Origin of the sequence: Novosphingobium sp. (genome assembly GCF_024642085.1) — a bacterium.
Classification (GTDB): Bacteria; Pseudomonadota; Alphaproteobacteria; order Sphingomonadales; family Sphingomonadaceae; genus Novosphingobium.
The window spans coordinates 35,400-50,656 of the sequence record NZ_JAHEBV010000015.1 but is presented as its reverse complement, the minus strand read 5'-3'; the positions used below and the strand labels follow the sequence as shown (position 1 = coordinate 50,656).

18 protein-coding genes and 1 tRNA gene are annotated in these 15,257 nt (G+C 59.3%); 7 read left to right on the top strand and 12 right to left on the bottom strand.

What is annotated here, in order from left to right; translation table 11 throughout:
* The first annotated feature begins 36 nt into the window (after positions 1 to 36).
* The 6 genes from dapF (at position 37) to Q0L62_RS08215 (ending at position 5,542) form a co-directional block, all read left to right on the top strand.
* Complete coding sequence (dapF, locus tag Q0L62_RS08240; protein ID WP_296678762.1) at positions 37 to 849, top strand: diaminopimelate epimerase; 813 nt, start codon at positions 37 to 39, stop codon at positions 847 to 849.
* A gap of 57 nt (positions 850 to 906) precedes the next feature.
* The gene (locus tag Q0L62_RS08235) at positions 907 to 2,025 is read left to right on the top strand and encodes a MiaB/RimO family radical SAM methylthiotransferase (protein ID WP_296678798.1); all 1,119 of its coding nucleotides are present in this window, start codon (positions 907 to 909) and stop codon (positions 2,023 to 2,025) included.
* A complete protein-coding gene (ftsY, locus tag Q0L62_RS08230; protein ID WP_296678760.1) occupies positions 2,022 to 2,945 on the top strand; it encodes a signal recognition particle-docking protein FtsY in 924 nt (307 codons plus the stop codon). Before Q0L62_RS08235 ends, ftsY begins: the two co-directional genes overlap by 4 nt.
* Positions 2,945 to 3,622: an inner membrane-spanning protein YciB gene (locus tag Q0L62_RS08225; protein ID WP_296678759.1), complete on the top strand. Its 678-nt coding sequence runs from the start codon at positions 2,945 to 2,947 to the stop codon at positions 3,620 to 3,622. Before ftsY ends, Q0L62_RS08225 begins: the two co-directional genes overlap by 1 nt.
* 117 nt (positions 3,623 to 3,739) lie before the next feature.
* A complete protein-coding gene (locus Q0L62_RS08220; protein WP_296678757.1) occupies positions 3,740 to 4,312 on the top strand; it encodes a urate hydroxylase PuuD in 573 nt (190 codons plus the stop codon).
* Positions 4,313 to 4,393: 81 nt separating this feature from the next.
* Positions 4,394 to 5,542, top strand: a complete 1,149-nt coding sequence (locus Q0L62_RS08215) for an aminotransferase class I/II-fold pyridoxal phosphate-dependent enzyme (RefSeq protein WP_296678754.1) — start codon at positions 4,394 to 4,396, stop codon at positions 5,540 to 5,542.
* Here Q0L62_RS08215 and Q0L62_RS08210 read toward each other — a convergent pair.
* The 10 genes from Q0L62_RS08210 to Q0L62_RS08165 form a co-directional block, all read right to left on the bottom strand.
* A complete protein-coding gene (locus Q0L62_RS08210) occupies positions 5,539 to 7,497 on the bottom strand; it encodes a potassium transporter Kup (RefSeq protein ID WP_296678753.1) in 1,959 nt (652 codons plus the stop codon). The genes Q0L62_RS08215 and Q0L62_RS08210 overlap by 4 nt on opposite strands.
* A gap of 118 nt (positions 7,498 to 7,615) precedes the next feature.
* Positions 7,616 to 8,263, bottom strand: coding sequence for a tetratricopeptide repeat protein (locus tag Q0L62_RS08205; protein ID WP_296678751.1), 648 nt, complete (start codon positions 8,261 to 8,263; stop codon positions 7,616 to 7,618).
* Positions 8,260 to 8,673 carry a cytochrome c-type biogenesis protein gene (locus tag Q0L62_RS08200; protein WP_296678749.1) on the bottom strand — a complete coding sequence of 138 codons (414 nt, stop codon included), beginning with the start codon at positions 8,671 to 8,673 and terminating at the stop codon, positions 8,260 to 8,262. The genes Q0L62_RS08205 and Q0L62_RS08200 overlap by 4 nt, the downstream gene beginning before the upstream one ends.
* Positions 8,670 to 9,230: a redoxin family protein gene (locus Q0L62_RS08195; protein WP_296678747.1), complete on the bottom strand. Its 561-nt coding sequence runs from the start codon at positions 9,228 to 9,230 to the stop codon at positions 8,670 to 8,672. Before Q0L62_RS08195 ends, Q0L62_RS08200 begins: the two co-directional genes overlap by 4 nt.
* On the bottom strand, positions 9,227 to 11,170 hold the full coding sequence (locus tag Q0L62_RS08190) for a heme lyase CcmF/NrfE family subunit (protein WP_296678745.1): 1,944 nt from the start codon (positions 11,168 to 11,170) through the stop codon (positions 9,227 to 9,229). The genes Q0L62_RS08195 and Q0L62_RS08190 overlap by 4 nt, the downstream gene beginning before the upstream one ends.
* Positions 11,167 to 11,613, bottom strand: coding sequence for a cytochrome c maturation protein CcmE (ccmE, locus tag Q0L62_RS08185; protein WP_296678796.1), 447 nt, complete (start codon positions 11,611 to 11,613; stop codon positions 11,167 to 11,169). Before ccmE ends, Q0L62_RS08190 begins: the two co-directional genes overlap by 4 nt.
* A gap of 8 nt (positions 11,614 to 11,621) precedes the next feature.
* Positions 11,622 to 11,762, bottom strand: coding sequence for a heme exporter protein CcmD (locus Q0L62_RS08180; protein WP_296678743.1), 141 nt, complete (start codon positions 11,760 to 11,762; stop codon positions 11,622 to 11,624).
* Positions 11,755 to 12,486, bottom strand: coding sequence for a heme ABC transporter permease CcmC (gene ccmC / locus Q0L62_RS08175; RefSeq protein WP_296678741.1), 732 nt, complete (start codon positions 12,484 to 12,486; stop codon positions 11,755 to 11,757). The genes Q0L62_RS08180 and ccmC overlap by 8 nt, the downstream gene beginning before the upstream one ends.
* Positions 12,487 to 12,580: 94 nt before the next feature.
* Entirely contained in the window at positions 12,581 to 13,645 is a 1,065-nt protein-coding gene (locus Q0L62_RS08170) for a Glu/Leu/Phe/Val dehydrogenase dimerization domain-containing protein (protein WP_296678739.1), read from the bottom strand.
* A gap of 37 nt (positions 13,646 to 13,682) precedes the next feature.
* A tRNA-His gene (locus Q0L62_RS08165) sits at positions 13,683 to 13,759 on the bottom strand.
* 342 nt (positions 13,760 to 14,101) lie between these two features.
* Here Q0L62_RS08165 and Q0L62_RS08160 point away from each other — a divergent pair.
* A complete protein-coding gene (locus Q0L62_RS08160; RefSeq protein WP_367183277.1) occupies positions 14,102 to 14,389 on the top strand; it encodes a PilZ domain-containing protein in 288 nt (95 codons plus the stop codon).
* 67 nt (positions 14,390 to 14,456) lie between these two features.
* On the opposite strand, the gene rpmE is transcribed toward Q0L62_RS08160, so the two are convergent.
* Complete coding sequence (gene rpmE, locus Q0L62_RS08155; RefSeq protein WP_296678737.1) at positions 14,457 to 14,684, bottom strand: 50S ribosomal protein L31; 228 nt, start codon at positions 14,682 to 14,684, stop codon at positions 14,457 to 14,459.
* 80 nt (positions 14,685 to 14,764) lie between these two features.
* Positions 14,765 to 15,253 (bottom strand): 3-hydroxyacyl-ACP dehydratase FabZ, encoded by a 489-nt coding sequence (gene fabZ, locus Q0L62_RS08150; protein WP_296678735.1) that lies wholly within the window; start codon positions 15,251 to 15,253, stop codon positions 14,765 to 14,767.
* Positions 15,254 to 15,257: the final 4 nt, after the last annotated feature.

The following is a 15,257-nucleotide window of genomic DNA, read 5'->3' as shown; positions in this document are numbered from 1 at the left end:
CTTTACGCCGTCCACGCCGGGGCCTAGAGCGCGGCAATGCGGATTGCTTTCACCAAAATGCACGGGCTGGGCAACGATTTCATCGTGCTGGATGCGCGCGCGGCCCCGCTGCCTGAACTCACCCGGGCGTTTGCGTCCGCGCTGGCTGACCGGCGGACCGGTATTGGCTGTGACCAGCTGATCGTGATCGACCGGTCCGAACGCGCAGACTTTCGGATGCGCATCTTCAACGCTGATGGCGGTGAAGTGGAAGCTTGCGGCAATGCCTCGCGTGCGGTTGCCTTGCTGCACGGCAAGCCTGCCCGGATCGAAACGGCGGGCGGAATGATCGAAGCGCTCCCGACTGACGGCGGCATCGCCATCGACATGGGCGAACCGCGATTTGAATGGGATGCGATACCCCTCGCCTATGCCATGGACACGCTGTCGATGCCGGTGGCGTGGGAAACGCTTGAACAGCCGATCGCCGTCAACGTCGGGAACCCCCACGTCGTTTTTTTCGTGGACGATTGCGATGCAGTCGAACTTGACCGATTGGGTCCCGAAATTGAGCACGACCCCCTGTTCCCGCAGCGGATCAACGTAAACGTCGCCACGATAATGGCGCGCGATGCGATCCGCCTGCGGGTGTGGGAGCGCGGAGTCGGGCTGACCCGGGCTTGCGGCACAGGCGCCTGCGCGGCCGCCATTGGCGCGATGCGGCGGGGATCGGTCGACCGCGCGGTGACGGTTTCTTTGCCTGGCGGACCTTTGCGGATCGAATGGAACCAGGCCGGGCGGATCATTATGACCGGCCCGGCAGCAGAAAGCTTTCGCGGCACCTTTGACGCCCGCGATTTCGGAGGCTGAGCGGTGGCAGACGTGGTGTCGCTGGGTTGCCGGCTCAATCTTTCCGAAAGCGAAGCGATGCGCTCGATGCTGGCCGCTGAACCCGACCTGATCGTGATCAACAGCTGCGCAGTGACCAGCGAGGCGGTCCGCCAAACCCGCCAGGCAATCCGCCGGGCGCGCCGCGACCGTCCCGCAGCGCGCCTGATTGTCACAGGCTGCGCGGCTGAGATAGATCGCGCGCGGATCGGTGCGATGCCCGAAGTCGATGGGTTGCTCGCCAATGCGGCAAAGCTTGATCCGCGCGCCTGGAACGTTGCGCCAATCGCAGCTCTGCCATCTCAGGAACGGCACACCCGTGCCTTTGTGGCGATACAGAACGGCTGCGATCATGCCTGCACGTTTTGCGTGATCCCGCAGGGACGCGGCGCGGCGCGATCCATGCCGGTGGGGCAGATCCTGCGCGCGATTGATACGCATCTGGACGGCGGGGTTCAGGAGGTAGTCCTTACCGGGGTAGATCTGACCAGTTGGGGCTGCGATCTTGCCGGCCAGCCGGGGTTGGGTCAGGCGGTCGAAGCGATCCTCCGCGCTTTCCCCACTCTTGCCCGCCTGAGGCTGTCATCTCTGGACGGGGTGGAAATCGATCCGCTGCTGTTCGAACTGCTGACAACCGAGGCGAGGATCATGCCGCATGTCCATCTGTCGCTGCAACACGGCGATGACCTGATGCTCAAACGGATGAAGCGCCGCCACCTGCGCTGCGATGCGGCGGGTCTGGTCGAACGACTCAAGGCGCGGCGTCCCGACGTGGCGATCGGCGCCGATCTGATCGCCGGCTTTCCAACCGAGGACGAGGCCGCCCATCACGCCAACCTGACAATCATTGCCGAGCTGGACGTTGTTCACGGCCACGTGTTTCCCTACTCGCCGCGCCCGGGTACACCGGCTGCACGGATGCCCCAGGTGGATGGAGCCTTCATCCGCCACCGGGCCGCCGCTTTGCGGGCGCAAGTCGCCGTCCAGCGACGGCTGTGGCTGGACGCGCTGGTGGGTCAACCGCAACAGGTGCTTGCCGAACGCGACGGGACCGGCCATGCGCAGAACTTCGCCCGGGTGCAACTGCCCCCCCAAACCCCTGCCGGAACCATCGTGACTCTGACCCCAACCCGCGTGATCGAAGGCCTGTTGGCATGAGCGAGGAAACCTGGTCCGACCGCGTTTTGGGCGGCTTTCGCAAGACTTCGGAACGACTTGGCGAGAACCTTGCCGGCATTGTCAGCAAGACCCGGCTGGACGATGCCCAGCTTGACGAACTGGAAGACGCGCTGATCCTGTCGGACCTGGGCCCGCGCGCAGCGGCACGGATCCGCGAACGGCTGGCCAACGAACGGTTTGAACGCGGCGCCGATGAACAGGCGATCAAGGAAGCCATGGCCGCCGAAATCGCTGCAATCCTGCGCCCAGTAGCCATACCGATCGACATTGTCGCGTTCCCCCGCCCGCAGGTAATTCTGGTGATCGGCGTCAACGGATCGGGCAAGACCACGACCATCGCCAAGCTGGCCCACCTGTTTCAGGAGCAGGACTATTCGGTGATGCTGGCCGCAGGCGATACCTTCCGCGCTGCCGCGATCGACCAATTGGGCATCTGGGCTGAACGTGTCGGCGTGCCAATCGTGTTCGGCGATGAAGGCGGCGATCCGGCGAGCGTCGTCTTCGATGCGGTCCAGGCCGCTACTGAAGAAGGCACAGATGCGCTGATCGTCGATACTGCCGGCAGGCTCCACAACCGCCGCGAACTTATGGAAGAATTGGCCAAGATCCGCCGCGTACTTGGCCGCCTCAATCCTGAAGCGCCGCATGACGTGGTATTGGTGCTCGACGCCACCAACGGACAGAATGCGCTGCAGCAGATCGAAATCTTCAAGGAAGTCGCCGGGGTAACAGGGCTTATCATGACCAAGCTTGATGGCACTGCGCGCGGGGGCGTACTGGTTGCCGCAGCAGAGCAATATGGCCTGCCGATCCACGCGATCGGCGTCGGAGAAAAAATGGAAGACCTGCGCCCCTTCGATCCCGAACTTGTCGCTCGCGTGATTGCAGGAGTGGTATGATGGACACGCAAACCCCCGTGCCTATGAGCGCCAAAAGCAAGTCAAAGTCAGGCTTGCTCACCTTGCTGGTCGACTACGGCCCTATCATTGTTTTTTTCGCGGTTTACAGAATCTATTCGCCCAAGGATCACGCCAGTTTGGCGGAAATCGCAACGGTTATACGGGCCACGGCCAGCTTCATGGTCACTGCCATCATCGCCCTGATTGTCTCCAAATGGAAGCTTGGCCGGATCGCCCCGATGCTATGGCTGTCGACTGCGATGATCGTCGTATTTGGCGGCTTGACGATAGCGTTTCAAAACGCCGCCTTCATCCAGCTCAAACCGACGTTAATCTACCTTTTGTGCGGCATCGCCCTGCTGATCGGAGCGTGGCGCGGCAAGGCTTTGCTGAAAGTCCTGCTTGATGCGGCTTTTGAGGGGCTTGATGATGCTGGCTGGATTAAATTGTCCCACCGTTGGGGCTGGTTCTTTTTGTTCCTGGCTGCGTTAAACGAGGTGCTGCGTCACCTATACAACCAAGAAAACGGCGGGCTGGAGACGTGGATTGGGATGAAGTTGTGGGTCTTTTTGCCGCTGACTTTTGTCTTTACGTTCACCCAGTTACCGATGCTGCTGAAACACGGACTGGCACAGGACGCCCAGAACGAGGTTGTCACCGACCCTTTGCATGACTGAGCACAAGTGCGCAAAAGAGCATGACAAAGCTGGCCAACCGCGCCTAGACTGGGTGTGTGCCGGCCGCGTTGCAGCTATGGATCAAATATCGCTTCGAAAAAACTAAAGGGGGAAGCAATGGGCAAGTTTTTTGGAAATCTGCATCTGGTGCTGGCAACCGGCCTTGTCGCCACTGTTCTGGTAATGTGGCATTTCAGCGGTTCGGCGCCTGTCGACGCCAATTCGTTACTGCGATGGGCACACGTGTTCTTCGGCATTGTATGGATCGGCCTGCTCTATTACCTGAACTTCGTTCAAGTGCCGACTATGCCCTCAATCCCGGCAGAACTTAAGGGCGGTGTTACCGGCTTTATCGCACCTAAGGTGCTGTTCTTTTTCCGCTACGGCGCGCTGTTCACCGTGCTGACTGGGCTCGGCATTGCGGTCGTTTCAGGTTATGCACACCAGGCTATGACGTTCAGCGGTGAAGGCAATGTCAACCTGATCGGGCTGGGCATGTGGCTGGCTATCGTGATGGCAGCCAACGTTTGGTTTATCATCTGGCCCGCGCAAAAGAAGGTTCTCGGCATAGTCGAGGCTTCAGCTGAAGAAAAGGCGGCCGCAGCGCCACGCGCGCTTTACGCCAGCCGCACTAACACGCTGCTGTCGTTGCCGATGCTCTACTGCATGGTCAGCGCCAATCTGGGCTGATCATAGACAGAGTTGATTAGCGCGGTGGTCCAGCCGGGCACTGCGCTTTTCTTTTGTGCACCGCGGCGATAGGCCAAAGCCATGACCGCACAGATAGAGCCCTTTCACGCCATCAAGATTAGCCTTTTGGCCCATGAACTGAAGGCATCGGGCCGTTCGGTAATACACATGGAGTTTGGCCAGCCGTCCACCGGCGCGCCCAGTGCGGCAATTGCCCGCGCCCACGAAGTGCTGGACAGCGATCCGATGGGCTATTGGCAAAGCCCGTTCCTCAAAGAGCGTATCTGCGCCCATTATTTCGACAACCACGGGGTCACGATTGATCCTCGACAAATCGTCCTGACGTGCGGTGCTTCGCCCGCACTGGTCCTGGCGCTTTCCGTGCTATTTGCGCCTGGTGCGCGCGTTGCTATCGCGCGGCCCGGTTACGTAGCCTACCGCAACACCCTCAAATCGCTGCATTTGGAGCCTATAGAACTCGATTGCGGCTCCGATACAGGCTTTCAAATCACTGCTGCATTGTTGGCCAACTTGGATCCGGTTCCAGACGGCCTTATCCTTGCTAGTCCAGCCAACCCCACCGGCACGATAATTCCCCGTGCCGAATTGGTTGCCATCGCCGCGCTGTGTCGACAGCGCAGCATCGCGATCATCTCGGACGAGGTGTATCAGGGAATAAGTTATGGTCCGGAAACGCCGTCGCTGCTGGAGGTTGACCCTGAAGCGTTGGTGATCAACAGCTTTTCCAAGTATTTCAGCATGGCCGGTTGGAGGCTCGGCTGGCTGGTTGCGCCACATTGTCATGTCAACGCCGCCGTAGCACGGATGAGCAACCTGTTTCTTACTCCGCCCTCGCTCAGCCAGCATGTCGGACTGGTGGCAATGGATTGCCGGGACGAGTTGAATGCCAATCTGGCAACCTACGCTCGCAACAGGTCCCTTCTGCTCGATGCTTTACCTGGCATGGGGATCGGCAAGTTTGCCCCGCCCGACGGCGCGTTTTACATCTACGCCGACGTATCGGAATTTACCGACGACAGCATGGACTTGTGTCTGAACCTGCTGCGTGACACAGGCGTCGCGGTCGCTCCGGGAATCGATTTCGACCCTGTCGACGGCCATCATTACCTTCGCATCAGCTTTGCCGTTTCGACACCCGAAGTCGAAGAAGCAATCGCGCGCTTGTCACGGTGGTTTGCAGGCCGAAAACCCGGCCAGCGCAGTTCCTAGATTTCCACCTGGCTACCCAGTTCAACTACGCGGTTGGACGGCAATCGGAAAAACTCCATCGCGCTAGCGGCATTGCGCAGCATCCACGCAAAGAGCTTTTCGCGCCAAATTGCCATGCCTGGTTTGGCTGAAGCGATAAGGGTCTGGCGACTGAGGAAAAAGCTGGTTTTCATCATTTCGAATGGCCCTCCGCACATGGATGCCGCCGTCAACGCGGCCGGCACGTCAGTTTCCTCAAGGAAACCGTAACGCAGCTTAAGCCGGTAAAACCCATCGCCCAATTCTTTCATCGAACACCGCTCACCCGGATCGACATAAGGCACATCTTCGATCCCCACGGTAAGGATCACTACACGTTCGTGCAGCACCTTGTTGTGCTTGATGTTGTGCAGCAGAGCCGAAGGCACACCACTTGCCGCACTGGCCATGAAGATCGCAGTTCCCGGCACGCGGCTAGCGCTTGAATGGGCGCTCTTGGCAAAGACCTCCATGGGGATCGAACCTTCGGTCATCGATTGGCGCATCAGCAGCCGCCCGCGCGACCAGGTTGTCAGCAGAGTAAAGATAAACAGGCCCATCGCCAATGGCACCCAGCCGCCTTGCGGTACCTTGATCAAGTTCGCGCCCAAATAGGCCAGATCAACCACAATAAAGACAGCAAGCAGCGGTAGGGCCTTCCATACAGGCCAATGCCACAGGCTGATCAGAACCGCCGCAATTAAAACCGTATCGATGAACATCGCTCCGGTCACCGCAATGCCGTATGCGGCCGCCAGATTGCTGGACGAACGGAAGAACAAGACCAGGACGATGACCATGATCATAAGGCCCCAATTGATCACCGGAATATAGATCTGGCCCTGTGCTGCCGCGCTGGTGTGCTTGATTTGCATGCGCGGCATGAAACCTAGCTGGATTGCTTGGTGCGTCAGGCTGAATGCTCCCGAGATCACCGCCTGGCTGGCAATGATTGTAGCGGCCAGAGCCAGGAATATCACCGGTATGCGCACAAAATCGGGGATCATCAGGAAGAATGGATCCTTGATCAATGCTGCAGCGGCTTCAGGGGAAGACTGGCTTAACACCATGGCCCCCTGACCCATATAATTAAGCATCAGGCAGGGCAGAACGAAAGCCATCCAGCTGGCCCCGATCGGTTTGCGACCGAAATGCCCCATATCAGCGTAAAGCGCTTCTGCTCCCGTCACCGCCAGCACCACACTGCCCATCGCCACAAATGCTCGGAACCCGTCGACCATGAAAAAGCGAACTGCGTTGAGCGGGTCGAGTGTGGCGATAATTATTGAAGGCATTTCGGCCATGTGGCTTATGCCCAATGCGGCCAAGGTGAGAAAATAGCATATCATGATCGGCCCGAAGAGTTTGCCGACCTTATCTGTTCCGCGGGACTGGATCGCGAATAGCCCGAAAAGTATTGCCACAGCGAGCGGCACGATGAAGGACTGAAAAGCCGGGTGAACGTATTGAAGACCCTCTGTTGCCGACAGCACCGACATCGCCGGGGTTATCATCGAATCGCCGTAAAAAAGGGCCGTAGCAAACACGCCCATAAGGACCAGTGGACCTGTCCAGCGCGCACCTTCGGTTTTGCGGCTGATCATGGCAAGAAGCGCCAGACTGCCACCTTCGCCCTTGTTGTCAGCCTTCATGATGGTGAGGACGTATTTGAACGTCACCACAATCATCATTGACCAGAAAACAAGGCTAAGCACGCCTTCAATATGAACGGGATCAACCCGGATCCCCGGCGCGCCGTGGTGTGACGCAAAGGTTTCGCGGAACGCATAAAGCGGGCTGGTACCGATGTCGCCAAAGACCACGCCAATGGCTCCAATTGCCAGTGGCAGCAACTTTCCGTGATGGTGACCATGACTGCCTGGAGCCGGTTCAGGAGGAGCGAGAGTTTCAGCGTCGCTCGGGTTGGAAACGCTCATACTTGCATGTGCCCCTGATTGTTCTGCGTCACGCCGATTTTAACAGCCGGCACAAGCTGCTGCGAAGTAGCATCATGGCAGAAACCGAGCAACAAGCCGACGCTGAAGGTTCCCGACGTCATTGAGTCAATTGCCCTGAATCTCGTGCCGCGATAAACGCGTCAAGTCGCGCCAGCCGTTGCTCCAAATCGGCCCGCCACGGTGCTGACGCTGGAGATCGAGCCAACAGCCGCGACCAACGCAACCGTCCTTCATCCAGCTGCCCGTTCGTAGCAAGCGCCAGACCCTCGAAATAATCGGGCCCAGGATTAGCAGGATCCGCCGCAGCGGCCTTTGCAAAAGCAAATTGGGCGGCCGGCGTGAGTACTCCATCGGCGTGGGCAACAAGGTCATTAGCCATGGCAAGCCAAGCATCAGCATTTCGCGGATCCTTTTCCACGGCTGCGACAAGAACGCCCGCAGCGTCGCCATAGTTCCCGTTGCGCGCCAGTCCGTCGGCGATTATGCTCCATTGGTTGGCAGACCGTGCGCCGCTCGACGACAGCGCCTTGCGCGCTTCCACCAAGTCGGCTCCAGACGATCGGCCCTGCGCTGAAGCAGTCTTGGGCGCGCCCGGTAGTTTTGGGTTTGTCTGCCATGCGAAACCCGCCGCGCCCAGCATCAATGCCGCACCAGCGGCCTCCCACCCCGGGCGAGGCGCTTTGAGCACTAACGCCATGAAGGCAAAGGTGGCGGCTCCAAGCAGTCCTATCATCAACCAGGTCATGCGCTGTCCCCTTTGCCAAAACGCTTCCGAAGGACGAGTGCCGCCAGGGCCACGAAAGCCGCAGGTGCCACGAACAGTGGCCAGGTCTGCAAACCTATATGCGGCTTGTAGCTGACGTAGGAACCATAGCGTTCAACCAACCAGGCCCGGATCGCTTCAGGACTCTCTCCCTGCGCTATTCGCAGTCGCACCTGATTGCGCATATCACCGGCGATTGGCGCATCGGAATCCGAAATTGCTTGGCCTTGGCATTGGAGGCATCGCAACGTGTCCATCAGCGCTTTGGCACTGTCTTCCTGTTGTGGATCGTCAAGTTGGCGATACGCGTAAGGCGCGGGCGGCAACTTGTCCTGTGCGGTAGTTGGCACGGCAACCAGCAGCAGCGTTGCGGCGAACAGCAAACGGATCAATGCTCTGCCTCCTTGAGCCGCGCGAGGATTATTTCTACCTGTTCGGGTCGGATATCGCCGATGTGCTGATAGCGGATGATCCCGCGGCCATCGACTATGAAGCTTTCTGGAACGCCCGAAGAGCCGATGGCAAACTGAACAGCGCTGACATTGTCGGCCCCGATGCGTGAATAGGGATTGCCATTTCGGGCGAAAAATAACCTTAGATCAGCCTGCGTGTCGCGGATTGCGACGCCGTCGATCTCAATTCCCGAGCGGCGCAGTGCCTCCAACTGCGGCGCCTCGGCGGCACAGGGCACGCACCAGCTGGCGAAAATGTTGAGCAATCGAGGTTTGCCACCGACAAAGTTCGTATGGGCCAGCCCGGGGATATCCGGAATCGCTGGCTTCAGGGAAAATGCCGGCAAAGGCTTGCCAATCATCGCACTTTGCACTTCGCGGCTGGCCGGTCGCAGCAGGCCGACCAAGACTAGGGCCACAAACCCAGAGAAAAGCGCTAGCGGAAGCCACAGGGTAAGACCTGATGTTTTGACCAAAGGGACACTGGTATCGCTCATCGGCCTTGACGCTTTCGGCGATAGGCGATCATGTTGACAGCAACAAGTCGGCGTAGATCGCTAGCAACGCGGCCAGTCAGCGCCAACAGTCCTCCCAGCGCGATCAACACGCCACCCAGCCAGATCAGTGTAACAAACGGCTTCCACCACAGGCGTAGTTGCCAGCGCCCGCCTTCTACCTGATCACCAAGTACGACGTAAAGCTGGCCATTCCAACGCGTGTGCAGCGCCGATTCATTAGTCTGCTGAAAAGGAGCCCAGAAGCTGCGTGACTGAGTGCGCAGGATGACTGTGTGATCGCCCTGATAAGTGGCCGCTAGCGCGCCTTCCAGCGCTGTCCAGTTGGGCCCGGCGACCGGCATGATTGTTTGCAGTTCTACCTTCCACGGACCCACATCGGTCGTTTGGCCTATCCGAGCGGCAATCAGGCGCTCCTTGGTAAAAGCGCTGTCCGCCGCCATGCCGAACAACGCGACGGCCACGCCGAAATGGGCAAGAACCATTCCCCATAACGGAAGCGTGACCATGCGTAGCCGCCGTCCTGAGAGCGGCATTAATGAAGCGACGAGCAGCCCGGCCGCCACCATCATGCCAAGCGCAGGAAGAGCGCTGGCCCCTTTGACCAGCATGAAGATCATGCCTCCAGCAGAGAAAAAAGCAGGCGCGATCAGGCGACGGCCGATCCGAACCAGCTTATCGCGCCGCCAGCGCAGCAGCGGTCCAACGCCCATCACGACCAGCATCGGCAGGACAAACATTGCGCTCATCGGATTGAAATAAGGCGGGCCGACAGACACCTTGTTTCCCATGGCTTCGGCCAGCAACGGGTAAAGTGTACCGATCAGGACAATACCCAGCGTTGCCGTTAGCATTACGTTATTGCAAACAAGCGCGCCTTCACGGCTGGTCACGGTAAAGCGCTGCCCTTCAGTAACTGTCGCTGCGCGCAGCGCAAAGAGAAGCAACGCCCCGCCGATGTAGATTGCCAGCAGGACCAGGATAAAAGTCCCGCGCGTTGGATCAACCGCGAACGCATGAACACTTGTCAGGATACCGGAGCGCACCAGAAATGTACCGATCATCGACATCGAAAAAGCGACCACGCCAAGCATGACTGTCCAAGCGCGCAGTGCGTTGCGCGAGGCAAGTACGCTGACTGAATGGAGTAGCGCCGTGGCAGCTAGCCAAGGCATCAGACTGGCGTTCTCGACCGGATCCCAAAACCACCAACCGCCCCAGCCCAGCTCGTAATATGCCCAATACGAACCCGCCGTGATTCCAAGCGTAAGGAATATCCATGCCCCCAACACCCATGGTCGCATCGTACGCGCAAACAATGGCGATACTTCGCGTGTGATCAGAGCGCCTACCGCAAAGCTGAAGGCAATCGAAAGGCCGACATAGCCAAAATAAAGCGTAGGCGGATGAAAGGCGAGGCCAGGATCTTGCAACAACGGGTTTAGGCCCAGCCCTTCCGGCGGGGCTGGGTTTAACCGTTCAAACGGGTTGGAAGCCACTAGCAGGAAGGCGTAGAACCCGATGCTGACAAAGGCTTGAGCACCAAGCGTGGCCAGCATCGCGCGCTCTGTCAGGCGCCGCTCGACCAAAGCTACGAAAGCTCCTGCAAGACCCATGATCGTAACCCACAGCAGCATTGAGCCTTCGTGGTTTCCCCAGGTCCCGGCAATCTTATACAGCAGCGGCTTGGCCGAGTGTGAGTTCATAGCGACCAGCTTGACCGACAGGTCGGTTCGCCAAAACAGGGCAATCAGCGCGCCGAAGGCTGCAGCGGCAAGCAGCCCCTGGACAATCGCAGCCGGCCGCACCAAGCCGGCCAACACCGGGTTGTCGCGCCTGATGCTCAGCCCAGCTGCGACCATTTGCAATATCGCCAGTGCGGCAGCAAACCACAGAGCAGCCAAGCCAAAGTTTGCAATCACCGCGTTTCCTTAACTTTGCGGCGAGCCTGTGCTTCTGTCATATCTTTCATTTCGCGGGGCACATACTTCTCGTCATGCTTGGCAAGGAGATTATCCGCCAAAAAAGTGCCATCGGGCAAAATCCGTCCTTCGGCGACAACACCCGAACCCTCCTTGAACAAGTCGGGAGCGATCCCCTTGAATTGCACTGGCACGCGCGACTTGTCGTCGCCGACGATGAAAGAAAGGGTGACCCCATCAGCGCCTTTCTTCAACGACCCCGCCTCAACCATTCCACCAAGTCGAACTGCGCGCCCGACCTCAGGTGGATCATTGGCGATCTGGGTCGGCAAGTAGAAGTAGCTGGCTTGATTACGCAGCGCCCAAGCAGCCAATAGCCCCGCTCCGGTCATCGCAGCTAGCGCGATCAGGACAAGGATCAGCCGTTGATGTTTGGCCTTTATAGGACCGCTCACCGTTCTCGACCCCGTTCGCGGCGCGCTTCGGCTTTGCGCATTGATAACCAAGCCCACGCTGCAAGTCCGCAGGTGACCGCGAACGTAAGCCCGTAGGCGGTCAGAACGAAAGGCCAATGATTGAGACCTTCAACCATCGGCGGCCTGCATCGCACGGCGGCGCAGGCGCGCTTCGGCCTGTTGATTAGCAAGGATCGTCCGCATTCGGGCTAATACGATGCCGCCAAAGATCACTGAAAATGCAAACGTTGCGCTTAACAGTCCGACAAGAAACGGTGCCGCCATTTCCGACTTTCCTGCCGACAGTGACGGTGGTTGGTGCAGGCTGTTCCACCATAGCACTGAATAGTGGATAATCGGGATGTTGACCGCGCCAACTAGACCAAAGATGGCAGGAATCCCCGAACGGCTCTGTCCGTCACGCGTCGCCGCATCGGCTAGTGCGATATAGGCGAGATAAAGAAATAACAGAACCAACATTGATGTAAGCCGCCCGTCCCACACCCACCATGTACCCCATGCCGGACGGCCCCACAGCGAACCGGTTACCAGGCACAGCGCCGCAAAGACTGCCCCAGGCAAGGCTACAGCCCGGGCCGCGATGCCCGCCAGAGGATGGCGCCACACCAGTTCGGTCAGACTGGCAACCGCAATGGCTATCCACCCTCCCATGGCGAGCCAGGCGGCCGGCACGTGGACGAACAGAATACGGACCGATTCGCCCTGCAACCGCTCTGCCGGGGCACCCAGTAATCCCCAGACCAATACTGCCGCGGCAAGAGCTAACCCGGATATCAGCAGCGGCGCTGTCAACAGGCGCGCGAGCCGCAAAAAGCGGGCAGGATTGGCGAAGCCATGCATGGGTGCGATCCGTGTAACTCTGGCGCCCTTTGGCACTGCGAGAAGCGTGCCGCAAGGCAATTGCGCACATCCCGGACGGCACGGCTGCGCGGTGTTAGCGTCCAATCAATGATTGTGCCATCGCGTCGGCAACCTGATCGCTGGACCGGCCGGTGCTGGCAGCATCGGCCCAAATCTGCAGCAAGCGGTTCGGTATCTGCTCAATCCGTCGGCGTACCGTTTCAAGGGTGCAAGTTTCGCCTTGTTCGCGCGCCAGGTATTCCAATGCGACCGCGATGATGCCGCCGGCGTTGATGACGTAATCGGGCGCGTAAAGAATGCCTCGCGCGGCAAGCGTCTGGCCGTGCTGCCGCCGGGCCAATTGGTTGTTGGCACCTCCAGCCACAACCGGCGCTTGAAGGCGGGCAATGCCGGCATCGTCCAGGACTGCGCCCAGCGCATTTGGGCTGAACACATCACATGGAATATCCATGATGGCGTCTGGAGACGCCTGCTGCACGCCCAGTTCTGCCGCCAGCCCGGCGGCGCGAACCTGATCAACATCGGCAAGCGTTAGCTTTGCTCCTTCGGCAGCCAAGAGCCGGGCCAAGCCGCCGCCAACGCTACCGGTCCCCTGAACCGCTACATGCACGCCGGACATGTCAGCCTTGCCAAGCTGTTGTTTCACAGCTGCCTTGATCCCCAAGAAGATACCATAGGCCGTAAACGGCCCGGGATCGCCCCCTGCACTGCCGCCCTGCGTAACAGGAAGTCCGGTGACATGGCGCGTGCGCCGCGACACGGCGACCATGTCAGCTTCGCTGATCCCGACATCTTCGGCGGTAACATAGCGACCGCCCAGACTTTCGACCGCATCGCCAAAGGAAGCCAGCATCGCGGGTGTCTTTGTTCGATCGGCATCGGCCAGGATAACAGCTTTGCCGCCGCCCATCGGCAGCCCGGCCATCGCATTCTTGTAGCTCATCCCCCGGGACAGGCGCAGCGCGTCACGCATTGCCATGGCTGGATCGGCATAATGCCAAAACCGGGTGCCGCCAGCGCCAGGGCCAAGGTGGGTCGAATGCAAAGCAATAATCGCGGTCAAGCCGCTTTCCCGGTCACGCACGAAGTGCACGGTTTCGTGGTCATCGAAATCAGGTTCTTCCCAGAATGCCGGCACGTGCGTTTCCCCAATAGGGCACGCGCATCAGAAAAGCTGGGGCGACCGATGGGGTTCGAACCCACGACCTCCGGTACCACAAACCGGCGCTCTAACCAACTGAGCTACGATCGCCATAACCTCGCGCGCGTGCCGAGACGCGGCGCCATAGGTAGCTCCGGTCAGGCCTGCAAGCCTTGTCCGATGCAGGCGCGGCCTCTTGCACAACAGGCCAGTAATGGGAAGCGAAAACTGCGCAAGATTCTGCCAGACGTAATTTTCTTACACAGCGGTTTCGGCGGTTGTTGACTGACAGCGAATCCTGTCGGCGACTGAACCCGTCCTGCTTCAACGATGGTTGGTAATTGCTTAACCATCGCTGCGTAAGATGCCGTTCCAATATGCAGACATTCGGGGAATTATCCGTTGACTAGCAATGCCAAGGTGCAGGACCGACTGGACGGTGACAAGCGCCCCATGACACGCCGTGCCATGCGCCAGTCCGCATCAGCAGCGGTCTTGGTGAGTTCATCGCATGGCAACAGCATATCTGCGCGCCTCAACGATATTTCGACCTATGGCTGCAACGTCGTCGCGGATGCCGATTGGATGCGCTGCGGAATGTTCGTGTCAATTCAGCTTACCGCTGAAAAATCGGTCCAGGCTATTGTCCGGTGGATTCGCAGCGGATCATGCGGCGTGGAGTTCTTGCGCCCCATTCCCGACGGCGATGCCGACACCCTTGCAGCGCAGTGGAATATCTGACGAAAAAGGGCGCCCCCTGAGGACGCCCTGTTCGTGACTATCGCGCCGGCAATACGGCCCGCAGCAATCAGTTTTTCTTAAGAGAAAGCCCGCCAAAGCGCTTGTTGAACTGTGCAACACGGCCACCCGAATCAAGCTGACGCGTACCACCGGTCCAGGCCGGATGCGAAGTAGGGTCGATTTCCAAAACGAGCGTGTCGCCTTCCTTGCCCCAGGTGGAGCGAGTTTCGAAGACGGTGCCGTCGGTCATCTGCACCTTGATCATGTGATAGTCGGGATGGATATCGGACTTCATCGAACTGTACCTTCACGAGCGACCGGTTCCGACCGGCCTGGAATGGGAAGCGGCGCGCATAGCCGCGCGCGACGAGGAAATCAACCCTGGGGAGGATCGGCTACCATAGCGGTGAACTGCGCATCGCAGGTCGTCTTGCCCTCAACCGAAGCCTTGCCCCAAAACTTGCACACCCGCGACCGTTTTTGCACGAAGCCAACCTCAAGATCGAGCAGTACTCCCGGCTCGACCGGGGCGCGGAACTTGGCTTCGTCGATCGACATGAAATAGACCAGCTTGCCCGAACCCGCCAGTTCCAACGTTTCAATCGCCAGGATCGCCGCAGCTTGGGCCAGCGCTTCAATCTGCAGCACCCCGGGCATGATCGGCCGGCCCGGAAAATGGCCCTGGAAGAACTGCTCGTTGAAAGTCACGCCTTTGACGGCATGGATTTTTTCACCGATCTCCAGCGTTTTGACCCGGTCCACCAGCAACAGCGGATAGCGGTGCGGCAAAGCGTGAAGTATCTTCTGGATATCGTAGACGGGGACCGCGCTAGCCGCCCCCGTCTCGTTTTGGGTATCGCTCATCGGT